This is a genomic window from Dorea longicatena (assembly GCF_025150085.1).
Classification (GTDB): domain Bacteria; phylum Bacillota; class Clostridia; order Lachnospirales; family Lachnospiraceae; genus Dorea_A; species Dorea_A longicatena.
In genome coordinates, this window is the sequence record NZ_CP102280.1 from 143404 (window position 1) to 162628 (window position 19225).

The following is a 19225-nucleotide window of genomic DNA, read 5'->3' on the forward strand; positions in this document are numbered from 1 at the left end:
GAGGAATGAAGTGATGGACACAATAGGGAAGAAACTTGGTCTGAAAGAGAAGATGGCCTATGGCTGTGGTGATGCGGCAAGTAATATTATCTGGGCATCTACGGGAACATTCCTGATGTTCTATTATACAGACGTGGTAAATATCAATGCGGCAACGATTGGAGTCATTTTTCTCATTGCCAGGGTGATCAACGCAGTTGTTGCGTTACTTACAGGATGGTTGATTGACAATACACATTCTAAATATGGAAAGGCAAGGCCTTGGCTTTTATGGTTTGCAGTTCCATTTGGAATCGTAACATTTGCAATTTTTGCAGTTCCGGATGTAGCAAAGCTGTATCAGATTATCTATGTATTTATTGCATATAATGCGATGATGAGTGTTTATTCTCTGATTAATATTCCATATGGATCTATGGCTACAATGATGACCAAAGACCAGTATCAGAGAACATTGTTAAATATCTTTCGTCAGTTGTTTGCACAGATTGCAAGTCTCCTTGTTACAGCAGGAACACTCCCATTGATAAACTTTATGACAGAGTATGTGGGGGAAAAGAAAGCGTGGAGTATCGTATATGGAATATTTGGAGTTATTGCAGCAATTCTGTTCTTTTTATGTTTTGCAGGATGTAAAGAGAGAATTCATGAAAATGAAGAGACGAAGACAGAAAAGATTCGTGTTGTTGACGGAGTAAAAGCAGTGTTGAAAAACAAATACTGGCACATGCTGATGGTGATATCCATTTGTATCAATATCTTCTTTCAGGCCATCAGTACGGTAAACACATATTATAGTAAAGCGATTCTTCATAATAGCAGTATGATCAGCATATTGAATACGGCTTATATCGTTCCTGCAATTGCAACCTTTTTCTTTGTACATCTGGTTGTGAAGAAGTATGGAAAAGGAAAGACTACGATGTTTGGATGGATGATTATCTGTGTCAGCTATGTGATACTTTTACCATTTACAGAAAATACAACAGTACTGATAATCACAGCTGCTATGCGTGGCGTGGGATATTGCTTCCTGCTTGCAGTGTCTTCTGCAATGGTAAGTGATGCAGTTGAATATGGAGAATGGAAAACGAAAATTCGTGTCGAAGGTCTGACATTCAGTATGCAGGGATTTGTAGGAACAATTGCGGCAGGTATTGTTACGGCAGTCATCGGATGGGTACTCAACTTCAGTAAATATGATGGAACACTTTCATTTGCTGATACACAGGCAGGATCTGCAGTACTTGCAATTAAACTGTTGTTTATCGCAGTTCCGTTTGTTGTTGGAGTATTGAATATTATATTGTTAAAATTTTACAAACTTGATAAAATGTATCCGCAAATCATTGAGGATTTAAATAAGCGGAACGGAAAATAAGTGGGGAATGTATATGAAGACAAGCATATCAGAAAAAATAGCTTATGGTATGGGAGATGTTGCGTGTAATGTAGTATATGCACTCACATCTGGTCTTATCGTATATTTTTATACAAATGTAATCGGAGTATCAGCAGGAGTAGTAGGTACGATCCTGCTGGTATCTAGAGTGTTTGACGGTGTCTCAGATCTTTTGATTGCCCAATTGATGGATAAGATTAATTCCAGACATGGAAAAGCAAGAGCGTGGATTCTGTGGATGGCCGCGCCGTATGCGGTTTCAGCTACGGCACTATTTGCAGTCCCATCGCATGCGGGCAAAATGGTACAGGCAATCTATATCTTTGTTACTTATAATTTGTGTACGACAGTTGTCTACACGGCATTAAATCTTCCATATTCGGCAATGGCGCCGTTGATGACAAATGATGAAGAGGATCTGGCTAAATTAAATATTTTCAGAATGTCTATGTCGCCTGTCAGCAACATGATTGTAACCGCCTTATCACTGCCACTGATTAACTTTCTTGGTGGAGATCAGAGGGCATGGATTATAGTAACGGCGGTATATGGAATTATTGCGTTTGGAATGCTAATGTGGACCTTTTTAGGAACAAAGGAACGTTTTCACACGAAAGCGGCAGCAGAAGCGGAAAATCTTCCGTTCCTGGTTCGCCTGAAAGCAGCTTTACAGAATAAATATTTTATTATTATGTTCTTGATGGTAATGGCACTTGCTTTATATCAGAATGTCAATGGAACAGTATCTACTTATTATGCGCAGTATGTGCTTGGAAATGCGGAAATTATGGGAGTCATGCAGACGTGTGAGAAAATTCCGTGGATTCTTGGGATTATCTGTATGGCACCATTGATTAAGAAATTCGGAAAGCGTAATCTGGTCCTGGGAGGAGCTATCATATGTATTGCTGCTCAAGTTATTTTGATGATTAATCCGGAAAATATAAAATTAGTTTTAGTGGCTTCCATTCTGCGGGGACTCGGAGAAGCTCCGATTAACGGACTTACGTTCACCATGTTGGCGGATGTGATTAATTATGGCCATTGGAAAACAGGAATCCGTGTGCATGCGTTGATATTTTCAACCTTTACAGTCGGGCAAAAATTTGGTGGCGGTGTGGCCGGATGGGCAATCGGTCAACTGATGCAGCTATCCGGATTTACCGGAAGTGTTACAGAGACAGTGGAAGCTGTCGCAATGATTAAAAATTTGTATATTTACGGAGTGATATTGGCATGGGGATTAATTGCAATTTGTATGTTGGCATATCATCTGGACAAGGAATATGATCAGGTGCTGGCAGAATTGAAATGAAAAACCAGTTGGAATGGGGATTCGTCGAGAAAGCTGATCAGATGTAAAAAATCGTTAATATTTTAATTACTTTTGGACGTGTTGCATTTTATATCGTCCTATGTTACATTGACAACAGAGTACAAAAAGAATCAGAAAGAGCCAAAAAACAGTGCCCCTCTAACAACAGAGACCGGAACAGGATAACCGGCAGACAAGTATGTCTTATAGGAGGTAATTGTAACATGGCAATTTCAATCGGCATTAACGGATTTGGACGCATTGGACGTGTAGCACTCCGTATCGCCATTAATCAACCAGACACTTTTAAAGTATGCGGAATCAATGTACGGAATGCAGACCTGGGTTATATGAAGTATATGATCCGGTATGATTCTACATTTGGACGTTTTCAGGGAGAACTGGATACATATGAGAATGGACTGATCATTGAAGGACAGAAGATTCCTGTATTTTCAGAATCAGATGCGGCATTGATTCCATGGGGAGCATGTGGTGCAGAGTATATTATTGATGCAACAGGTGCATACTGTACAACGGAAAAGGCAAAAGCCCATTTAGAAGGCGGTGCGAAGAAAGTTATTATCTCAGCACCGGCAAAAGACGGGGATACACCGACATTTATCATGGGAATTAATCATGACAAATATACATCGGATATGCCGGTTGTATCGAATGCATCATGTACTACGAATTGTCTTGCACCAATCTGTAAAGTTCTGGAAGATAATTATGGAATCGAATATGGGTTGATGTCAACGATTCATGCTGCAACTGCAAAACAAAAGGTTGTGGACAGCCGTTCCCAGAAAGACTGGAGAACCGGACGTTCGGCATTTGGTAACCTGATTCCATCTACAACGGGAGCCGCAAAAGCAATCTCGCTTGTCATTCCGGCTTTAAAGGATAAGATGAGTGGTATTTCTTACAGGGTTCCAACTTCAGATGTATCAATTGTTGATCTGAATGTAGCGTTAAAGAAGCCGGCATCATATGATGAGATCTGCAAAAAGGTCCGGGAGGCCTCTGAGACATATTTGTCCGGTATCCTGGATTATGTAGAGGATGAAGTGGTATCTTCAGATTTTATCGGAGATTCACATGCATCGATCTTTGATGCAAGGCAGGGGATTCAAGTGAATTCTCACTTTTTCAAGGTCATCTGCTTCTATGACAATGAATGGGGATATACAAGTCAGATATTCCGGCTGATTGAGCATATGGACAGGATAGATCACAATCGCTAATAATTAAGATGACGACAGGGGCATATAAGATCTGATTCTGATGTAATACGTTTGATTTTATATCATACACTTCTGTAAGGGACATATGGATTCGTTATTACGATTATGAACCGGACGAGATGCGGACAGAAAAGCAGGTAAAGCTTTTGCTGTCCGCAAAAGATAAGAAAAAATCTGAAAAATAAAAATTTTTCAGAAAATTCAAAAAAACACTTGCCAAACAACCGAGTTTATGATATATTAAATCTCGGTCGTGTGAAAAACACAATGACAAATAAATATACGGCTCCATGGTCAAGCGGTTAAGACATCGCCCTTTCACGGCGGTAACACGGGTTCGATTCCCGTTGGAGTCATATGGCGCCATAGCCAAGTGGTAAGGCAAAGGTCTGCAACACCTCTATCACCAGTTCAAATCTGGTTGGCGCCTCTTATAAAAAACACCCGGAATATTTATTTCCGGGTGTTTTTATTAAAGAATACAAGAAAAGCTGCCGGTGGCAGCCTCTCGTATATTATTTCATTATAATTGAATCTTCTTTAACATATGATCGACGAATACTTTTGCATGCTCCACATCCAGATCATCCGGATGAGTAAGTGCAAGATCGAAATTCTGGATAAAACGGTCGATCTGGTCGTTATTCTCGTCAGTTCTCATGGATTCATACTTCATACGTACCTTCTGCGGCATCTTTCCCTGACAGATAAAATATCCAAGATAATCGTTGTCTGCTTCGATCCAGGCACTGACGCGTCCGGCAATATCCTTATAATATTCCGGGGAATCCCCCATTCCGCAAGTTCCGAATAAAGCGATCTGTTTGCCGCTTAAGTCACTTAAGAAGTCACTGACCTCCATACTGCAGCTTCCGCGGTGCACGCAGAATCCGATGAAGTAGACATTGGCTTCCGGAATTGTCTTATCTGTATCGATATCGATCAGATCTTTGGAATTGCCGGGAAGGCGCGAGAAGATAGATGCAGCAATTTTCTTTGTATTACCGGATTCACTCTGATATAAAACAAGATAATCTAACATAAGAATTCCTCCTTTTTGCGTTTGCTGATGGTCACAATTTATTGTACATCTGGATTACATTGAAATTTCATGAGTTACATATAATGGCCGCCGCTGTAACCGCCCGGGGCACCGCAGCACATTCCGCCGCTGCAGCATAAGTTGCAGACGATGTTAGCAATACACAATTTTACACACCAGTCGCTTCCGCCGCCGAAGGTGGTGGTATACGGATTCTGGCGTTGGCGGTACCAGCTTCCGCCGCTTTCAAACTGGTTAACTAACATCTGGTATTGATAGTTGGCTGGTTCCATGCGGAGCGCTTCTTTGGCATGCTGAATGGCCGTTGCATTGTTGCCGAGACCGGAATTGGCAATCGCACTGTAGTAATACCACTGGGCAGTATGCTCGTTGATTCCGTTTAATACGTTCATTGCTTCCTGATACCGGCCGTTGTTGATGAAGTTGGCAGCAGCTCTTAAGTGAAGATCCTGCTCACTTTCCTGACCTGCATTACCTGCATTACCGGCCTGTCGGTATTCTCCGTAGAAGCCGCGGAACGGACCATATCCGTTCTGGCTATATGGACCGTAATTCCCGGAAGAGCCGTATTCCCGCTCTTTCATGATCTGCTGATAGGCCTGCTGGACTTCTTTGAATTTCGCCTCTGCCTGATCCTTGTTCGGATTATTGATATTGGCATCCGGATGATATTTTCGGCTGAGGTTACGATATGCTTTTTTTATCTCGTCATCAGAAGCATCACGGGATACTCCTAAGACACTATATGGATCTGTCATTGTTCTTGATCTCCTGTTGTTGAATTATCTGTGTCAGGATGTGGATTATCATTCGTGGTTCTACCGGCAGTGGAATTGCCGTCAGCAGTATCTGCAGCGTTGTGTGTATTCTTGCCGGCGAGTCTTTCGGATGTTACGGCAGTGTATCTGTTCCATACTCCGGAATAGAGAACGTTCCGCAAGATCTCTGCATGCAGCAGTATCGGAAGCTGTTCGAATTCCCTGGAGCATTCCGACATCATAAGCGTCAGAAGGCTGCGGCAGTCATCTGCAAATGCAGGATCGTCCAGGTATGCCTTCTTGAATGGATTATAGCTGCCGGATTTGATGTCTTTTTCGACATCATCGTAGGCATCCATCAGATAGATGAATTTTCCGAGGAAGAATCCGATCTTACGAAGAGAGGATTCCCATTCATCGTGGCGGTATGCAAAAATCTCAGCCATGATATTGCCAAAAAGTCCGGACATAAGATCCAGATTCTGTTCATTTTCTGCCTCATATTTTGAGATTTGGGCGAGATTTTCTGAGATGACCTTACATTTTACGGGATATAATTTTTCAATCTTCTTTATCTTTGAATGCAAAAGTTTTGCGGCAACAAAAGCTTTCTTCCTGTGTTCGTCTGCCCAGTCATCTTCACACTTATAATAAGATAACAGCATGTTGATGGCTGCGGCATATTCAGTAAATTCATTGGTCTTTGCCGCATGCTTTTGCATGGGATGTGCAATACAACGGACCATCTCTGTCTTTGTGTCCGGTTCATAAAGACCGGTGAGCAGGATCATAAGAAATGTCATATCAAAGGATAAAGTCACCTGACCTCTTCTACCATAACATTCTTTTAAGACTTTGCATAGTCCACAGTAATAAGAATGATAGACATCATAATCTTTGAATTTCATCTCGGCTTTGTTGATAGAAATATAACCAAACATGGGAACTCCTTAGCTTCGTTTGATAAATCTGGTGTTACACTTCGGGCAGCGGATCTCAATCTTGCCTTTTCCTTTTGGAACACGGATCTTCTGTTTGCATGACGGACATTTGTAAATGTGGTGTGTCTTGCGCTGTGTTATCATGTTACGCTGCCTGTAGAAAAATGTCCGGATGCCGCGTGTCATCTGCAGATATTTCTGATTCTCGGCGGCTCGTTTGTAAGTATTTTTGGAAAACATCCGGAAATAAGAATAGATGATACCGGCCCATGCCAGCCAGGAAAGGATTCCCCGATGCGTCCATCCTGCGATCAGCATAAGGATCAGGGATCCCCAGATGGTAAATTTGCCAAAGGAATCAACACCATATCTTCCGTACATAAAACGTATAAATCTGTCTTTTAGTTTCAATTCATTCACCTCTTAAAATAGTACTTGCAATATACATTTAATCATACGCCGGGAATAGGAAAAATCAATAAACAGAGTATTAAAATTTCTAAAGATTTTAGATGAGAAAAGTGCAGAAACTGTGGTGGATGTGTTAAGATAAGAATGTTAATTTCGTAGAACAGGGTTGATAACGGGGAGGAGGCAGAATATGCAGAAACTGACGGAGCTGATCAGAGAAGATATGAAACCGGCACTTGGCGTGACCGAGCCGGGAGCTATCGCATTTGCCGTGGCAAGTGCGAAGAAATATACGGAAGGTAAGATTGTAAATGTACATGTGGCATTGAATTCCGGTATGTACAAGAATGCATTTACCTGTGGAATTCCTAATTCGGAGAGATTCGGCAACTATTATGCGGCGGCACTTGGGGCGGTAGCGGCAGATGCGGAAAAAGGACTGGAATCGCTGGCAGATATCACACCGGAAGATGATGAGAAAGCGGCGCAGATGGTGAGCGACGGTCTGGTGGAAGTGGTTATGGATCATGTCGGATCCGAGATCACGATCGATGCCGTGGTGACAACGGAGAATAACCGGTGTAAGGTGATGATCCGGGATGCACATACGAATATCGTAAAGATAGAAAAAGACGGCATTGTAATATTTGAGACAGAAGATAAGATGTACAGGGAGGAATCCCGGAAAAAGCAGGCACGTCCGGTAATTCACGGATATTCCCTGGCAGAGATCCTGCGGTATGTAAATACAGTTCCGCTTGAAGAGATTGCGTTTATAGAAAAAGCGTATACGATGAATCTGGAATTATTAAAAGAAGGACTGGCTTCGGACAGGGCAGTGTTCGCAAAGAAACTTTATCGTGAGAATGGCAACCGGATCATATCCCGGGATGCGCTTAAGACTGCGCAATTACTGTGTAACGGTGCGATAGAGGCCAGGGTTCTGGGCCTTTCCAGACCGGCTATGAGCATTACCGGGAGCGGTGCACACGGGATCATTGCGACGATGCCGTTGTATGCGTATCGGCATGCCAATGAAGATAAGACGGATGATGAGACCCTGTGGAGAGCAACTGCACTCAGCTATCTGATCACGATGTATATCAAAGAGTACTCAGGAAGATTATCGGCATTTTGCGGATGCGGGATTGCAGCCGGAACCGGGATGGCCTGTGGACTGGCATATCTGCAGGGAGCGGATGGAGAAAAACATACAAAAGTGATTCAGAATATGGCAAGCGGTCTGACCGGAATGATCTGTGACGGAGGCAATCACGGATGTACGATGAAAGGGATCGTGGCAGTAGATGCAGCATTCCGTGCAACAGATATGGCAATGGATGATATCTGCATAGAAAATATTCATGGAATCAACGGCAGGACCCCGGAAGCAACTATGAAGTACATGGGAATGATCGCATCCCCAGGAATGACAGGGACGGAAAAGACGATCGTAGAGATTATGGAATCGAAAAAGTAAAGAAAATAGAACAGCACAGGGAGGGATCGAATCCGGAATGAGAAATGAAAATGCAGACAATGAAAGAAAAAAACATCACCGCGGAAGAAAGCGGAAGAAAAAAGGGAATATAATCGCCAATGTGATTCTTGTGATCGCACTGATCGTATTCTGTGTGTCGGGCTTTCAACTGTTTAAGATCGGAAAAGGTTATCTGGATGGAAGAAGTGAGTATGATAAAGTGCGGAAACTTGCGGTGACGGATGATAAGAATAAAAATGATAAAGATAAAAATCATAGTGAAGACGGAGATGATACATTTTCTGTTGATTTTCAAAAACTGCTGGAGATCAATCCGGATACGATCGCATGGATCAGATTCCCGGATGAGCCGAGTCAGATCAATTATCCGGTTGTTCAGGGAACGGATAACAGTAAATATCTGAAGAAAACATTTTCGTCTAACGAAAATACGCTGGGAGCAATCTTCCTGAATGTTGACAATCAAAAGGATTTTTCGGATAAAAACTCTGTAATATATGGACATAGAATGCGGGACGGTTCGATGTTCCGTCACCTGCAGGATTATGATACCCTTGAATTCTGGAAGAATAATCCATATTTTTACATATATACCGTTGATGGAAGAATTCTGAAATATCATATTTATTCGGCAGGACAGGTAGTCGACACTTCGGAATCGTATCAGACAACATTTGAAACAGATGAAGAATATCAGGAATTTTTGAATATGACGCAGAGTACTTCTCTGTATAATACCGGTGTGGAAGTGACAACGGCAGATACGATCGTTACATTGTCGACCTGTACCAGTGCCAGTGATAATCACCGGTTTGTTGTAAGAGGGGTAAAAGAGGAGGAGACGAAACAGTGATGAAGAAAGAATATACCTATGAAATAGGAGATGTGGTAACAATGAAAAAGCCGCATCCATGTGGAAGTAAAGAATGGGAGATACTAAGGGTTGGAGCAGATTTCCGACTGAAATGTATGGGATGCGGACATCAGATCATGATCGCCCGTAAATTGGTAGAAAAAAATACAAAAGATTTGAAGAAAAAAGCTTGAAAAAATCGAGACTTTATGGTAACATAAGAACTCGTGATACAATAATTCTGTCCTAAAATAGAGACAGAAATCCTTGCTCCCACATAAGATGAGCGGGGGCCAAAAGACCAGAAGGAGGTGCAAGACGACATGAACAAATATGAATTAGCTGTTGTTGTCAGTGCAAAAATCGAAGACGACGAAAGAGCTCAGGTAATCGAAAAGGTGAAAGCATTAGTTGAACGTTTCGGTGGACAGATCTCTGACGTTGATGAATGGGGTAAGAAGAGATTAGCTTACGAGATTCAGAAGATGAAAGAAGCATACTACTATTTCATCCACTTCGAGTCTGATGCTGAGACTCCAAGCGAAATCGAGCAGAGAATTCGCATTATGGACAACGTTATCAGATTTTTATGCGTTAGACAGGATGCATAAGCAGGAAGTAGAGGTATAATATGAATAAAGTAATTTTGATGGGACGCTTGACAAGAGATCCTGAAGTAAGATATTCACAGGGTGAGAATTCTACAGCAATCGCAAGATATACATTAGCTGTAGACCGCAGATTCAGACGTAACAACGACGGAGAGCAGACAGCTGACTTTATCGGATGCGTTGCTTTCGGAAGAAGTGCAGAATTTGCTGAGAAATATTTCCGTCAGGGACTGAAGGTTATCGTAACCGGACGTATTCAGACAGGAAGCTATACCAATAAAGAAGGTCAGAAAGTTTACACAACAGATGTTGTTGTAGAGGATCAGGAATTTGCTGAAAGCAAGGCAGTAAGCGACGCCAATGCAGGAAGTTTCCGTGCGGCAGCTCCATCACCGGCTCCGGCACCAGCCACACCAGTATCTGATGCAGGTGACGGCTTCATGAACATTCCGGATGGAATTGATGAGGAATTACCTTTTAATTAGGCAATAGTACCGTGCTGTGGTACTTGCCGCATTTCATTTTGTTGAAAGGAGAAACCAAAATGGCTTACGATAAAGGAAATCGTCCAGAAGGCGGCTTCAAGAGAAGAGGCGGCGGACGCAGAAGAAAAAAAGTTTGCGTATTCTGTGGAAAAGAGAATAACGAGATCGATTACAAGGATACAGCAAAATTAAGAAAGTACATCTCTGAAAGAGGAAAAATTCTTCCTAGAAGAATTACTGGAAACTGCGCTAAGCACCAGAGAGCTCTTACAGTAGCAATCAAGAGAGCACGTCACATCGCTCTTATGCCATACGTACAGGACTAATATTGAATATTGAGAACCGTCAGTGCATTGCACTGGCGGTTTTTTGTCACCATTCACTTATTTTTTTGTACGTTTGTCTCTTTCGCTTTGCACAATCTTGCTTTTCGGATATATATTTGTTAGATTGAGAGAGCAAAGAATGACAGAGCAATGGGGAAAACATATGGAAGTTCAAGTGATAGAAAGTAAAGAATTATTAGAGACAGTAGAACCTTTTGAAATCAGACATCTGTTATGGGGAACGGAGAGGATTCCAAAAACATATGGCTATATTGGATTTGTAAAAGGAGAAGGATTTTATCTTAAACTGGTATGTCTAGAGAAAAATCCTCTCCGAATTTATATGGAAGATCAGGACCCGGTCTATAAAGACAGTGCGGTAGAAGCTTTTTTTAGATTTAACTTTGGAGATGGATCGCGGCAAGATATTTATCTGAATTTTGAGATGAATGCGAATGGTGCAATCCTGGCAGGTTATGGAAAGAATAAAACAGAGCGGACGCCGTTTGAGGCAGATATGCTTCAGAAGCTGAACTGCAAGGCAGAAGTTGAAGAAGAGCAGTGGAATGTAAGCTTGATGGTTCCAATAGAAATATTGGAATGTATATATGGAGAACTATATCTGAAAGAGGGAACAAAGTTCAACTGCAATTTTTATAAAATATGTGAGACAAAAGAAAATGAGCATTATGCATCATACGAATATGTAAAAAGTAAGAATCCGAATTTTCATCTGCCGGAATACTTTGCGGAGGCAGTTATTACAGCTGGGAATAAAAAGAAAATATAAAATGCTAATTCAAAAGATTATTGGGAGGTCAAAAGATTATGAAAATCTACAAAGCAAAAGATTACAAAGACATGAGCAGAAAGGCAGCTAACATCATCTCTGCACAGGTGATCATGAAACCAAATTGTGTACTGGGACTGGCAACAGGATCCACACCGATCGGAACCTATGATCAGCTGGTTGAGTGGTATAATAAAGGCGATCTGGACTTTTCGGAAGTAACTACGGTAAATCTGGACGAATACAAGGGACTGCCGTGTACAAATGATCAGAGTTATTATTACTTCATGCATCAGCATCTGTTCGATCGGGTTAATATTAATCCGGAGCAGACAAATGTACCAAATGGTATGGAACCAGATGCGGAAAAAGAATGTGGAAGATACGAAGGACTGATCCATTTACTTGGAGGAGTAGACCTTCAGTTACTCGGACTCGGACATAACGGCCATATCGGTTTCAATGAGCCGGGAGAAGCATTTGAAAAAGAAACACACTGCGTGGATCTGACAGAGAGCACGATCGAGGCAAATAAAAGATTCTTTGCATCGGCAGAAGATGTGCCAAAACAGGCATACACGATGGGAATCAAGACGATTATGCAGGCCAAGAAGATTCTGGTAGTTGTAAATGGAGAAGCCAAGGCCGACATTGTAGAACGAGCCTTCTTCGGCCCAGTTACACCGGAAGTTCCGGCATCTATCTTACAGATGCACAATGATGTGACGCTGGTAGGGGATGAAGCTGCATTGGCGAAGATTGTGGAATTACATGCGGAAGTATTAAAATAAATTGCTGTTTAATGCATGAAGCGGTCGTTACCCTTGTGATACCGAGAGGTTATAAAAAATAACCACAAAAACCTTGGAAAAGCAGTGGATTTACAATGCGTTTTGTTATTTTTTGTACAGTAGTGGATTTCGCTCTGTTACCGCCCCCGCTATTAAATTGATTAACTTCCGCAGCCAGTCACGACTTGAAGAACACAGTATAGGACACTTCTTCCTCATGGAATCTGAACAAGAAGTGTCCTATACTGTGTTCTTCAAGGACCGAAAGGCCAACTTCGTTAATCAATTAAACAGCAAAAATCTACTTAAATTCCCCCTCCGCCATCGCCTTAATCGAAGAAGCATATTCCGATGGTGTCATCCCCGCAACTTTCTTGAACTGTCTGGAGAAATAGTGAATGGAAGTATACCCCAGGTGCTCGGCAACCTGAGTGAAGTTCATCTGTTTGGTACGGATCAATTCCTTGGCTGCATTAATCTTTAACATGGAAAAATATTCGATAATCCCAAGATTACAATGCTCCTTGAAAATTTTCTGAAGCTGGGAGCGCCCGATGAGGTTGTCTTTACAGATCTGATCAATAGTCACATGTGTGGTCAGATGACTTTCCAGGTAGTCGGTAACACGGTTGAAAACCTCGGCATCGCTCTTGCTTTTGGTCGCTTTAGGTGCCTCGGTTTTCAAAAGCTTCTTTGGAAGAACGACAGGGTTGGAGTAACGGCGGATCAGATGGATCAGGAAATGCTGCAGATATAGTTTGATCATCTGCTGAGCGCCAAATACATCGGAGTCCTTTAAAGGCATATTCTGGAGATACGGATCATCAAGTCTGCAGTCAAAGCACCGTCTTGCTTCTATTATAATATCTGCGAGAAGATTCCGTTCTGTCTCATCAATGCGCAGTATTCTGTCGTTAAAAAAATACATGGCATCGTCATGACACTCAAAAGAAATGACGACCAGATTAGGTGCGATGTGTCCAGTCGCATTGACATTATGAAATTCATTTGGCTTGTGAAAAACAAGATCACCCTTTTTGAGAATTGTATGATTCTTTCCACGGGTCACATCGACCTCTCCTTTATCTACACAGACAAATTCCCAGAAATTATGAGATTCTCCCTCAAAACTGAAATCACTCATATATTCAAAATAGTGAATACTGAAGATTCTCCCTAATGTAATTGAATCGTGTAAGTTTACACCGTAGTATGCCATGTCTGTTCTCCTTTGTGCGAAATTAAAAATATGTTTTGTAAAATCTATACAATATCATACAATGAATTTGTTCAAAAATCAAAGAAAAAATGCAGATAGTACAAATTAAGAGACTTATAAGACAAAGATTTTTGTGCAAAATTGTATTAGAATAGATTTAACAACAAACGATACGAAATAGGAGGAAACGTGTTATGAAAAAGAAAATTGTGAGCGCACTTCTGTGCGTGGCAATGGCAGCTTCACTGGTTGTAGGATGTGGAAGCAAATCAGGTTCAGACAGTGGAAGCAGCAAAGGTGGGGACAAACTTGTATACTGGGCTATGTGGAGTGAGGATGAACCACAGGCAAAGGTTATCAAGGAAGCTATCAGTAAGTATGAAAAAGATACTGGTGTTAAGGTTGATGTACAGTTCAAGGGACGTACCGGACAGAGAGAGGGACTGGAGCCGGCTTTGAGCGCAAAACAGCAGATTGATTTGTTTGATGAAGATGTTAACCGTGTAAACGGAAGTTGGGGAAAATACTTATTAGATCTGGAAGATATGGCAAAAGATTATGAATCTGAGCATGGTAATGAGACACTGTTCAAGATCGCACGTAATGCATACGGACAGACACATGACGGAGACGATACTTTACACAGTATTCCTTATCAGCCATCTATCTTTGGATTCTTCTATAACAAGACATTATTTGCAAAAGCAGGAATCGAATCTACACCAACTACATGGGCAGAATTAGATGCAGCTTGTGCGAAGTTAAAAGATGCAGGAATCACACCTATCACAGCAGATGATGCTTACCTGACATCCTTCATCGGATATCACCTTGCAAGATATATCGGACAGGATGGAGTAAAATCTCTGGTAACAGGAGAAGAGTATAACGGCGAATCTGTAACATGGGATGATGAAAAAGTAAAAGCAGCAGCAGAAAGCTTTGCTGATTTCGCTAAGAAAGGTTACTTCTCAAAAAATATCGCAACAAACAAATATCCGGCAGGACAGAATCAGGAATTCGCTCCTGGTGATGCAGCAATCGTTATCTGTGGATCATGGCTTCCAAACGAAGCAAAAGATTCTGTAGCAGACGATCTTGAATGGGGTTACTTCAATTATCCATCAGTTCCAGACGGAAAGGATGATAACACAGCTAACAACATTGCAAACCAGGTACTTGCAATCAACAAAGATTCTAAGATGTCTGACGAGGCATTCAAACTTATCGAGTATATCACAACAGGCGAATTCGATAAGAAGATGACAGAAGAAGCTCTGTGTATCCCAACAGACAAAGCCAATGCAGATGCATGGCCGACAGAACTTTCAGGAGTAAAAGAAGCATTCGATGCAACAACAACATACTATGACTGGGCAGCAGGCGTAGAAAGCAACAACGATATTACACCTGTACTTCAGGAAAACACACAGAAACTTGCTTCTGGCAAACTTGATGCAGCAGGATTCATCAAAGCAATGAAAGAAGCAGCAGGACAGTAAAATCAGACAGTAATAAAAGAGACTAGTTAGTGATCAATATGGTGGCAGGGCGGTTACTACGCGGCCACCATATTTTAGTAAAAGGAGGCATATACGTGAAGAAGAATAAAAAAATGATCGTCGGTTTTCTTGCTCCGGCAGTAATTATCTTCCTCATAGTATTCCTGTATCCGATTATCAGAACTATTATGATGAGTATGTATAAGATCGAGTCAGTAACGGATACAATGGAATGGTGGACGTTTGTTGGATTAGGCAACTACCAGAAGTTGTTTACGACAGCGATCTTTAAAACAGCAATGATGAATATTTTGAAAATCTGGGCACTGGGCGGAATTATCGTATTATCCGTGTCTTTGCTATTCGGAGTAATTCTGACAAGCGGAATCCGTGGAAAGAAATTTTTCCGTGCGATCATTTATCTTCCGAATATTGTCAGTGCGGTAGCGCTTGCAACGATGTGGCTGCAGTATGTATACAGTTCCAAGTTCGGACTTTTGAAGTCGGTTTTGGATTCCCTGGGATTACATAAACTTGCAAAAACTCCGTGGCTGGACTCAGATCACAAATTCTGGGCATTGCTTTTTGCATATTGTTTTGGAATGATCGGATATCATATGCTGATCTGGATGAGCGGAATTGAAAGAATCAGCCCGGATCTGTTCGAGGCGGCAACGATCGACGGTGCAAACAAACCTCAGCAGTTCCGATATATGACAATGCCTCTTTTAAAAGGCGTATTTAAAACCAATATTACAATGTGGACGGTAAGTACGGCAGCATTCTTCGTATGGTCGCAGTTGTTCTCTACTGTTACTGCGGATAAAGCAACGATCGTTCCGGTACAGTATATGTACATGCATACATTTGGTGCAGGAAATGCGGTGACAGAGAGAAATGCAGGATATGGAGCCGCGATTGGCATCATCCTGTGTCTGTGCGTAGTAATCGTATTCTCAATCTGTAATAAACTGATCAAAGATGATGACCTTGAATTTTAGAAAGGAGGAGCAGTTATGGCCAAAGAAAAAGAGAAAAAAGTAAGACAGAAGATCAACTGGAAAAAAGAAATGAAACTGGCTCCCGGATACATTGTGATTATCTTGTGGGTTATCTTTACATTTATGCTGCTTGGATGGATTCTTGCGGCAAGTCTATCTACAACAACAGACATTTTTGCGGGAAAAGCATTGAAATTTCCAACCGGACTGCACTTTGAAAACTATGTGCAGGCATGGGGATCCGGTGGTGTGGCAACGTTCTTTATGAACTCTATGCTGTATTCACTGGTATCATGTTTCCTGCTGATCTTAATCTGCGCGCCGGCGGCATATGTACTGGCCAGATTTACATTTCTTGGTAACAAAATAATCCAGACAAGTTTTGTATCGGCAATGGGAATTCCTATCACAATGATTGTACTTCCACTGTTTAGTGTGGTTGCCAATCTCGGAATCCTGAACAGTGTATTTGCCAGCAAAGTAACTTTGATCTTCCTGTATATCGGAATCAATATTCCATATACCACGATCTTTCTGCTGACATTCTTCTCGAATCTGTCACGTACATATGAAGAGGCGGCAGCAATTGATGGGTGTCCTCCGACGAAGACATTCTGGAAGATTATGTTCCCGATGGCTCAGTCTGGAATTGTTACAGTTACGATTTTTAACTTTATCAACATCTGGAATGAATATTTCCTGTCGTTGATATTTGCAAACAATGATACATTACGACCGGTAGCGGTTGGACTGTATGGAATGCTTCAGTCAATGCAGTACACAGGCAACTGGGCAGGAATGTTTGCAGCGGTTGTCATTGTATTCCTTCCGACCTTTATTCTTTATCTGTTCTTATCAGAGAAGATTATCGGTGGAGTAACAGGAGGAATCAAGGGATAGAGGGATCCCGGGGACCGAACGTGATGAAGCTGCTATACCATGAATGGAGGTAGTCATGGTTGGCAGCTTTTTCTTGTATACTCAGAAAGGGGAAGAATATGTCAGAACTTCGATTTGAATATAAAAATATGCAGGCAGCTGATCTTGGCGAGGAATCCTGTGTGCCGGATCTTTTGGGAGAAAGGATTTTACAGAATTCACTGACATTTTATCTGGATGAAACAGATGAGATATATGAAAGATATGGACGCCTGGCGGATGCATATCCATACCGGCAGAGAAATAATTATTCGCGAATATTAAAAGAGAAGCAGATAAGAACGGCAGTATTGGAAAATGACCGGATCGAAGCAGTATTCCTGCCGGATTATGGTGGAAGATTATGGGAATTATGGGATAAGAAAGAGAACATGAACCTGCTTTATACAAATGATGTGCTGCAGTTCAGTAATCTTGCGGTCCGTAATGCATGGTTCTCCGGCGGAGTGGAATGGAATCTTGGAATAATCGGTCACCATCCATTTACAACAGAAAGCTTATATGTTGCAAGAACGCAGACAGAGCAGGGAGAGCCGGTGCTCCGTATGTATGAATATGAACGGATCAGGGGTGTTACCTGGCAGATGGACTTCTGGCTGGAAGAAGGATGTCCATATCTGAAATGCAGAATGCGTATCGTCAATGACAGCGCAGAAGTGATACCGATGTACTGGTGGAGTAATATGGCGGTACCCGAATATGATCAAGGGCATATTACCGTTCCGGCAGCAGAAGCATATTCTTCGGGAGGTGCCTATTGTTATAAGGTTCCGGTGCCGATGGTGGATGGCACGGATATCTCTGATTATCAGAAGATTCCAAGAAGTGTGGATTATTTCTTTCACATTCCGGAAGAGGAACCAAAATATATTGTAAATGTGAACAGAGATGGAAAGGGACTTCTTCAATTTTCAACGAAAAGATTGCAGGGAAGAAAATTATTCTCCTGGGGAAATAATACGGCATCTGATCATTGGCAGGAATTCCTGACGAAAGATGCGGGACGTTATGTAGAAATCCAGGCCGGACTTGGAAAGACACAGTATGGCTGTATTCCTATGGCACCGCATACCGCGTGGGAATGGATGGAATGTTACGGACCGGCACATTCGGAGGAATTATCGGCAGATGTTTTTGCACAGTCATTTGAAGAAAGAAGGGCATGTGTAACAGAATACCTGGCAGAACATGATCTGATCGGGAAGCTGGAAAAACAACTGAAAGAATCAAAAGCAATGGCACTTACAAAGGCAGAACTGGTGACACCGGGAAGTGAATATGGTGCATTTCGAAAAAGTTCCGAAAGAACAGCACATCTGGAATTCATAAGAAGAACACCGGCAATGGAACAGTGGGAACATTTCTTTACAACAGGGAATCTGCACTGTCCTGATCCAAAAGAGGAACCGGATGCATTCTGGACGGGGGAGGATTTCTTAACTTATCTGAAGAAGACAACACTTGGAACAGATGCGCCAAATCATAAGAACTGGTATGCATATTATCATATCGGAATCCTTGAATTCCGAAAAGGAAATGATACAGTTGCCAAAGAAATGTATGAGAGATCAGTAGCACTTTGTGAAAATCCATGGGCGTTGCACGGACTGGCATGTCTGTGTCTTGGAAAGGAGAATAAGAATCTGTCGGCGCTTTACATACAAAGAGGTATGGAGCTAAAAAAGAACAGTCTTTCTTATCAGAAAGAAGGACTTAAGATTTTAAGCCGCTGTGAAGCTTATCGTGCAATTCTAAAACAGTATGACGGACTGAATAAAGAACTGCAAAGAGTCGGACGGATAGAGTATTATCGTGTGCTGGCACTTGTGAAAACTGGACGGTTTGAAGAGGCAGACAGCTTATTGAACAGTGAGAAAGGTATAGTAGTGGATGATGTAAGAGAAGGAGAAGATAATCTGCAGGACCTGTGGATGATATTGAATCACGAACTGCATCAGGATAAAGAGAAGCTGCCGTATCGTTATGACTTTCATGCAAATTAATGGGGCATTAAGATTTACAGGGAAGGGATTGCCAGAAGAGAGAAAAAAGTACATAATAAGATGGCAA

The 19225-nt window shown here is 41.8% G+C and carries 20 protein-coding genes and 2 tRNA genes; 17 read left to right on the top strand and 5 right to left on the bottom strand.

What is annotated here, in order from left to right:
* Positions 1–13: 13 nt before the first annotated feature.
* The 5 genes from NQ508_RS00690 to NQ508_RS00710 all read left to right on the top strand — a co-directional run bounded on the left by NQ508_RS00690 (position 14) and on the right by NQ508_RS00710 (position 4394).
* Positions 14–1381, top strand: a complete 1368-nt coding sequence (locus NQ508_RS00690) for an MFS transporter (protein ID WP_006427714.1) — start codon at positions 14–16, stop codon at positions 1379–1381.
* A 13-nt stretch (positions 1382–1394) separates the two neighbouring features.
* Complete coding sequence (locus tag NQ508_RS00695; RefSeq protein ID WP_161159515.1) at positions 1395–2717, top strand: MFS transporter; 1323 nt, start codon at positions 1395–1397, stop codon at positions 2715–2717.
* 224 nt (positions 2718–2941) lie between these two features.
* Positions 2942–3964: a type I glyceraldehyde-3-phosphate dehydrogenase gene (gap, locus tag NQ508_RS00700; protein WP_006427712.1), complete on the top strand. Its 1023-nt coding sequence runs from the start codon at positions 2942–2944 to the stop codon at positions 3962–3964.
* A gap of 284 nt (positions 3965–4248) precedes the next feature.
* Positions 4249–4320 (top strand) — tRNA-Glu (locus NQ508_RS00705).
* Between the two features lie 3 nt (positions 4321–4323).
* Positions 4324–4394 (top strand) — tRNA-Cys (locus tag NQ508_RS00710).
* A gap of 93 nt (positions 4395–4487) precedes the next feature.
* Here NQ508_RS00710 and bilS read toward each other — a convergent pair.
* The 4 genes from bilS to NQ508_RS00730 all read right to left on the bottom strand — a co-directional run bounded on the left by bilS (position 4488) and on the right by NQ508_RS00730 (position 7107).
* Positions 4488–5006: a flavodoxin family protein BilS gene (gene bilS / locus NQ508_RS00715; protein ID WP_006427711.1), complete on the bottom strand. Its 519-nt coding sequence runs from the start codon at positions 5004–5006 to the stop codon at positions 4488–4490.
* Positions 5007–5080: 74 nt separating this feature from the next.
* Positions 5081–5785 carry a DnaJ domain-containing protein gene (locus NQ508_RS00720; protein ID WP_006427710.1) on the bottom strand — a complete coding sequence of 235 codons (705 nt, stop codon included), beginning with the start codon at positions 5783–5785 and terminating at the stop codon, positions 5081–5083.
* Positions 5782–6726 (bottom strand): DUF5685 family protein, encoded by a 945-nt coding sequence (locus NQ508_RS00725; RefSeq protein ID WP_006427709.1) that lies wholly within the window; start codon positions 6724–6726, stop codon positions 5782–5784. Before NQ508_RS00725 ends, NQ508_RS00720 begins: the two co-directional genes overlap by 4 nt.
* Before the next feature lie 9 nt (positions 6727–6735).
* On the bottom strand, positions 6736–7107 hold the full coding sequence (locus NQ508_RS00730; RefSeq protein WP_006427708.1) for a TFIIB-type zinc ribbon-containing protein: 372 nt from the start codon (positions 7105–7107) through the stop codon (positions 6736–6738).
* A 220-nt stretch (positions 7108–7327) separates the two neighbouring features.
* Between NQ508_RS00730 and NQ508_RS00735 the strand changes: the two genes are divergently transcribed.
* The 8 genes from NQ508_RS00735 (at position 7328) to nagB (ending at position 12494) form a co-directional block, all read left to right on the top strand.
* Positions 7328–8617 (top strand): L-cysteine desulfidase family protein, encoded by a 1290-nt coding sequence (locus NQ508_RS00735; protein ID WP_006427707.1) that lies wholly within the window; start codon positions 7328–7330, stop codon positions 8615–8617.
* Between the two features lie 37 nt (positions 8618–8654).
* Entirely contained in the window at positions 8655–9491 is an 837-nt protein-coding gene (gene srtB, locus NQ508_RS00740; protein WP_006427706.1) for a class B sortase, read from the top strand.
* Entirely contained in the window at positions 9491–9685 is a 195-nt protein-coding gene (locus NQ508_RS00745; protein WP_006427705.1) for a DUF951 domain-containing protein, read from the top strand. The genes srtB and NQ508_RS00745 overlap by 1 nt, the downstream gene beginning before the upstream one ends.
* 129 nt (positions 9686–9814) lie before the next feature.
* Positions 9815–10102, top strand: coding sequence for a 30S ribosomal protein S6 (rpsF, locus tag NQ508_RS00750; RefSeq protein WP_006427704.1), 288 nt, complete (start codon positions 9815–9817; stop codon positions 10100–10102).
* A 20-nt stretch (positions 10103–10122) separates the two neighbouring features.
* Entirely contained in the window at positions 10123–10587 is a 465-nt protein-coding gene (locus NQ508_RS00755) for a single-stranded DNA-binding protein (protein WP_006427703.1), read from the top strand.
* A gap of 59 nt (positions 10588–10646) precedes the next feature.
* The gene (gene rpsR / locus NQ508_RS00760; RefSeq protein WP_006427702.1) at positions 10647–10913 is read left to right on the top strand and encodes a 30S ribosomal protein S18; all 267 of its coding nucleotides are present in this window, start codon (positions 10647–10649) and stop codon (positions 10911–10913) included.
* 139 nt (positions 10914–11052) lie between these two features.
* The gene (locus NQ508_RS00765; protein ID WP_006427701.1) at positions 11053–11703 is read left to right on the top strand and encodes a carbohydrate-binding family 9-like protein; all 651 of its coding nucleotides are present in this window, start codon (positions 11053–11055) and stop codon (positions 11701–11703) included.
* 38 nt (positions 11704–11741) lie between these two features.
* Entirely contained in the window at positions 11742–12494 is a 753-nt protein-coding gene (nagB, locus tag NQ508_RS00770) for a glucosamine-6-phosphate deaminase (RefSeq protein WP_006427700.1), read from the top strand.
* Positions 12495–12795: 301 nt separating this feature from the next.
* On the opposite strand, the gene NQ508_RS00775 is transcribed toward nagB, so the two are convergent.
* Complete coding sequence (locus tag NQ508_RS00775; RefSeq protein WP_044920096.1) at positions 12796–13713, bottom strand: AraC family transcriptional regulator; 918 nt, start codon at positions 13711–13713, stop codon at positions 12796–12798.
* Positions 13714–13907: 194 nt separating this feature from the next.
* Here NQ508_RS00775 and NQ508_RS00780 point away from each other — a divergent pair, with 194 nt between their 5' ends.
* From NQ508_RS00780 to NQ508_RS00795, 4 genes are all read left to right on the top strand, one after another.
* Complete coding sequence (locus tag NQ508_RS00780; protein ID WP_006427698.1) at positions 13908–15215, top strand: ABC transporter substrate-binding protein; 1308 nt, start codon at positions 13908–13910, stop codon at positions 15213–15215.
* Between the two features lie 95 nt (positions 15216–15310).
* A complete protein-coding gene (locus tag NQ508_RS00785) occupies positions 15311–16216 on the top strand; it encodes a carbohydrate ABC transporter permease (protein WP_044920094.1) in 906 nt (301 codons plus the stop codon).
* A 15-nt stretch (positions 16217–16231) separates the two neighbouring features.
* A complete protein-coding gene (locus NQ508_RS00790; protein WP_006427696.1) occupies positions 16232–17116 on the top strand; it encodes a carbohydrate ABC transporter permease in 885 nt (294 codons plus the stop codon).
* Between the two features lie 98 nt (positions 17117–17214).
* On the top strand, positions 17215–19158 hold the full coding sequence (locus NQ508_RS00795; RefSeq protein WP_006427695.1) for a DUF5107 domain-containing protein: 1944 nt from the start codon (positions 17215–17217) through the stop codon (positions 19156–19158).
* The last annotated feature ends 67 nt before the right edge of the window (positions 19159–19225 follow it).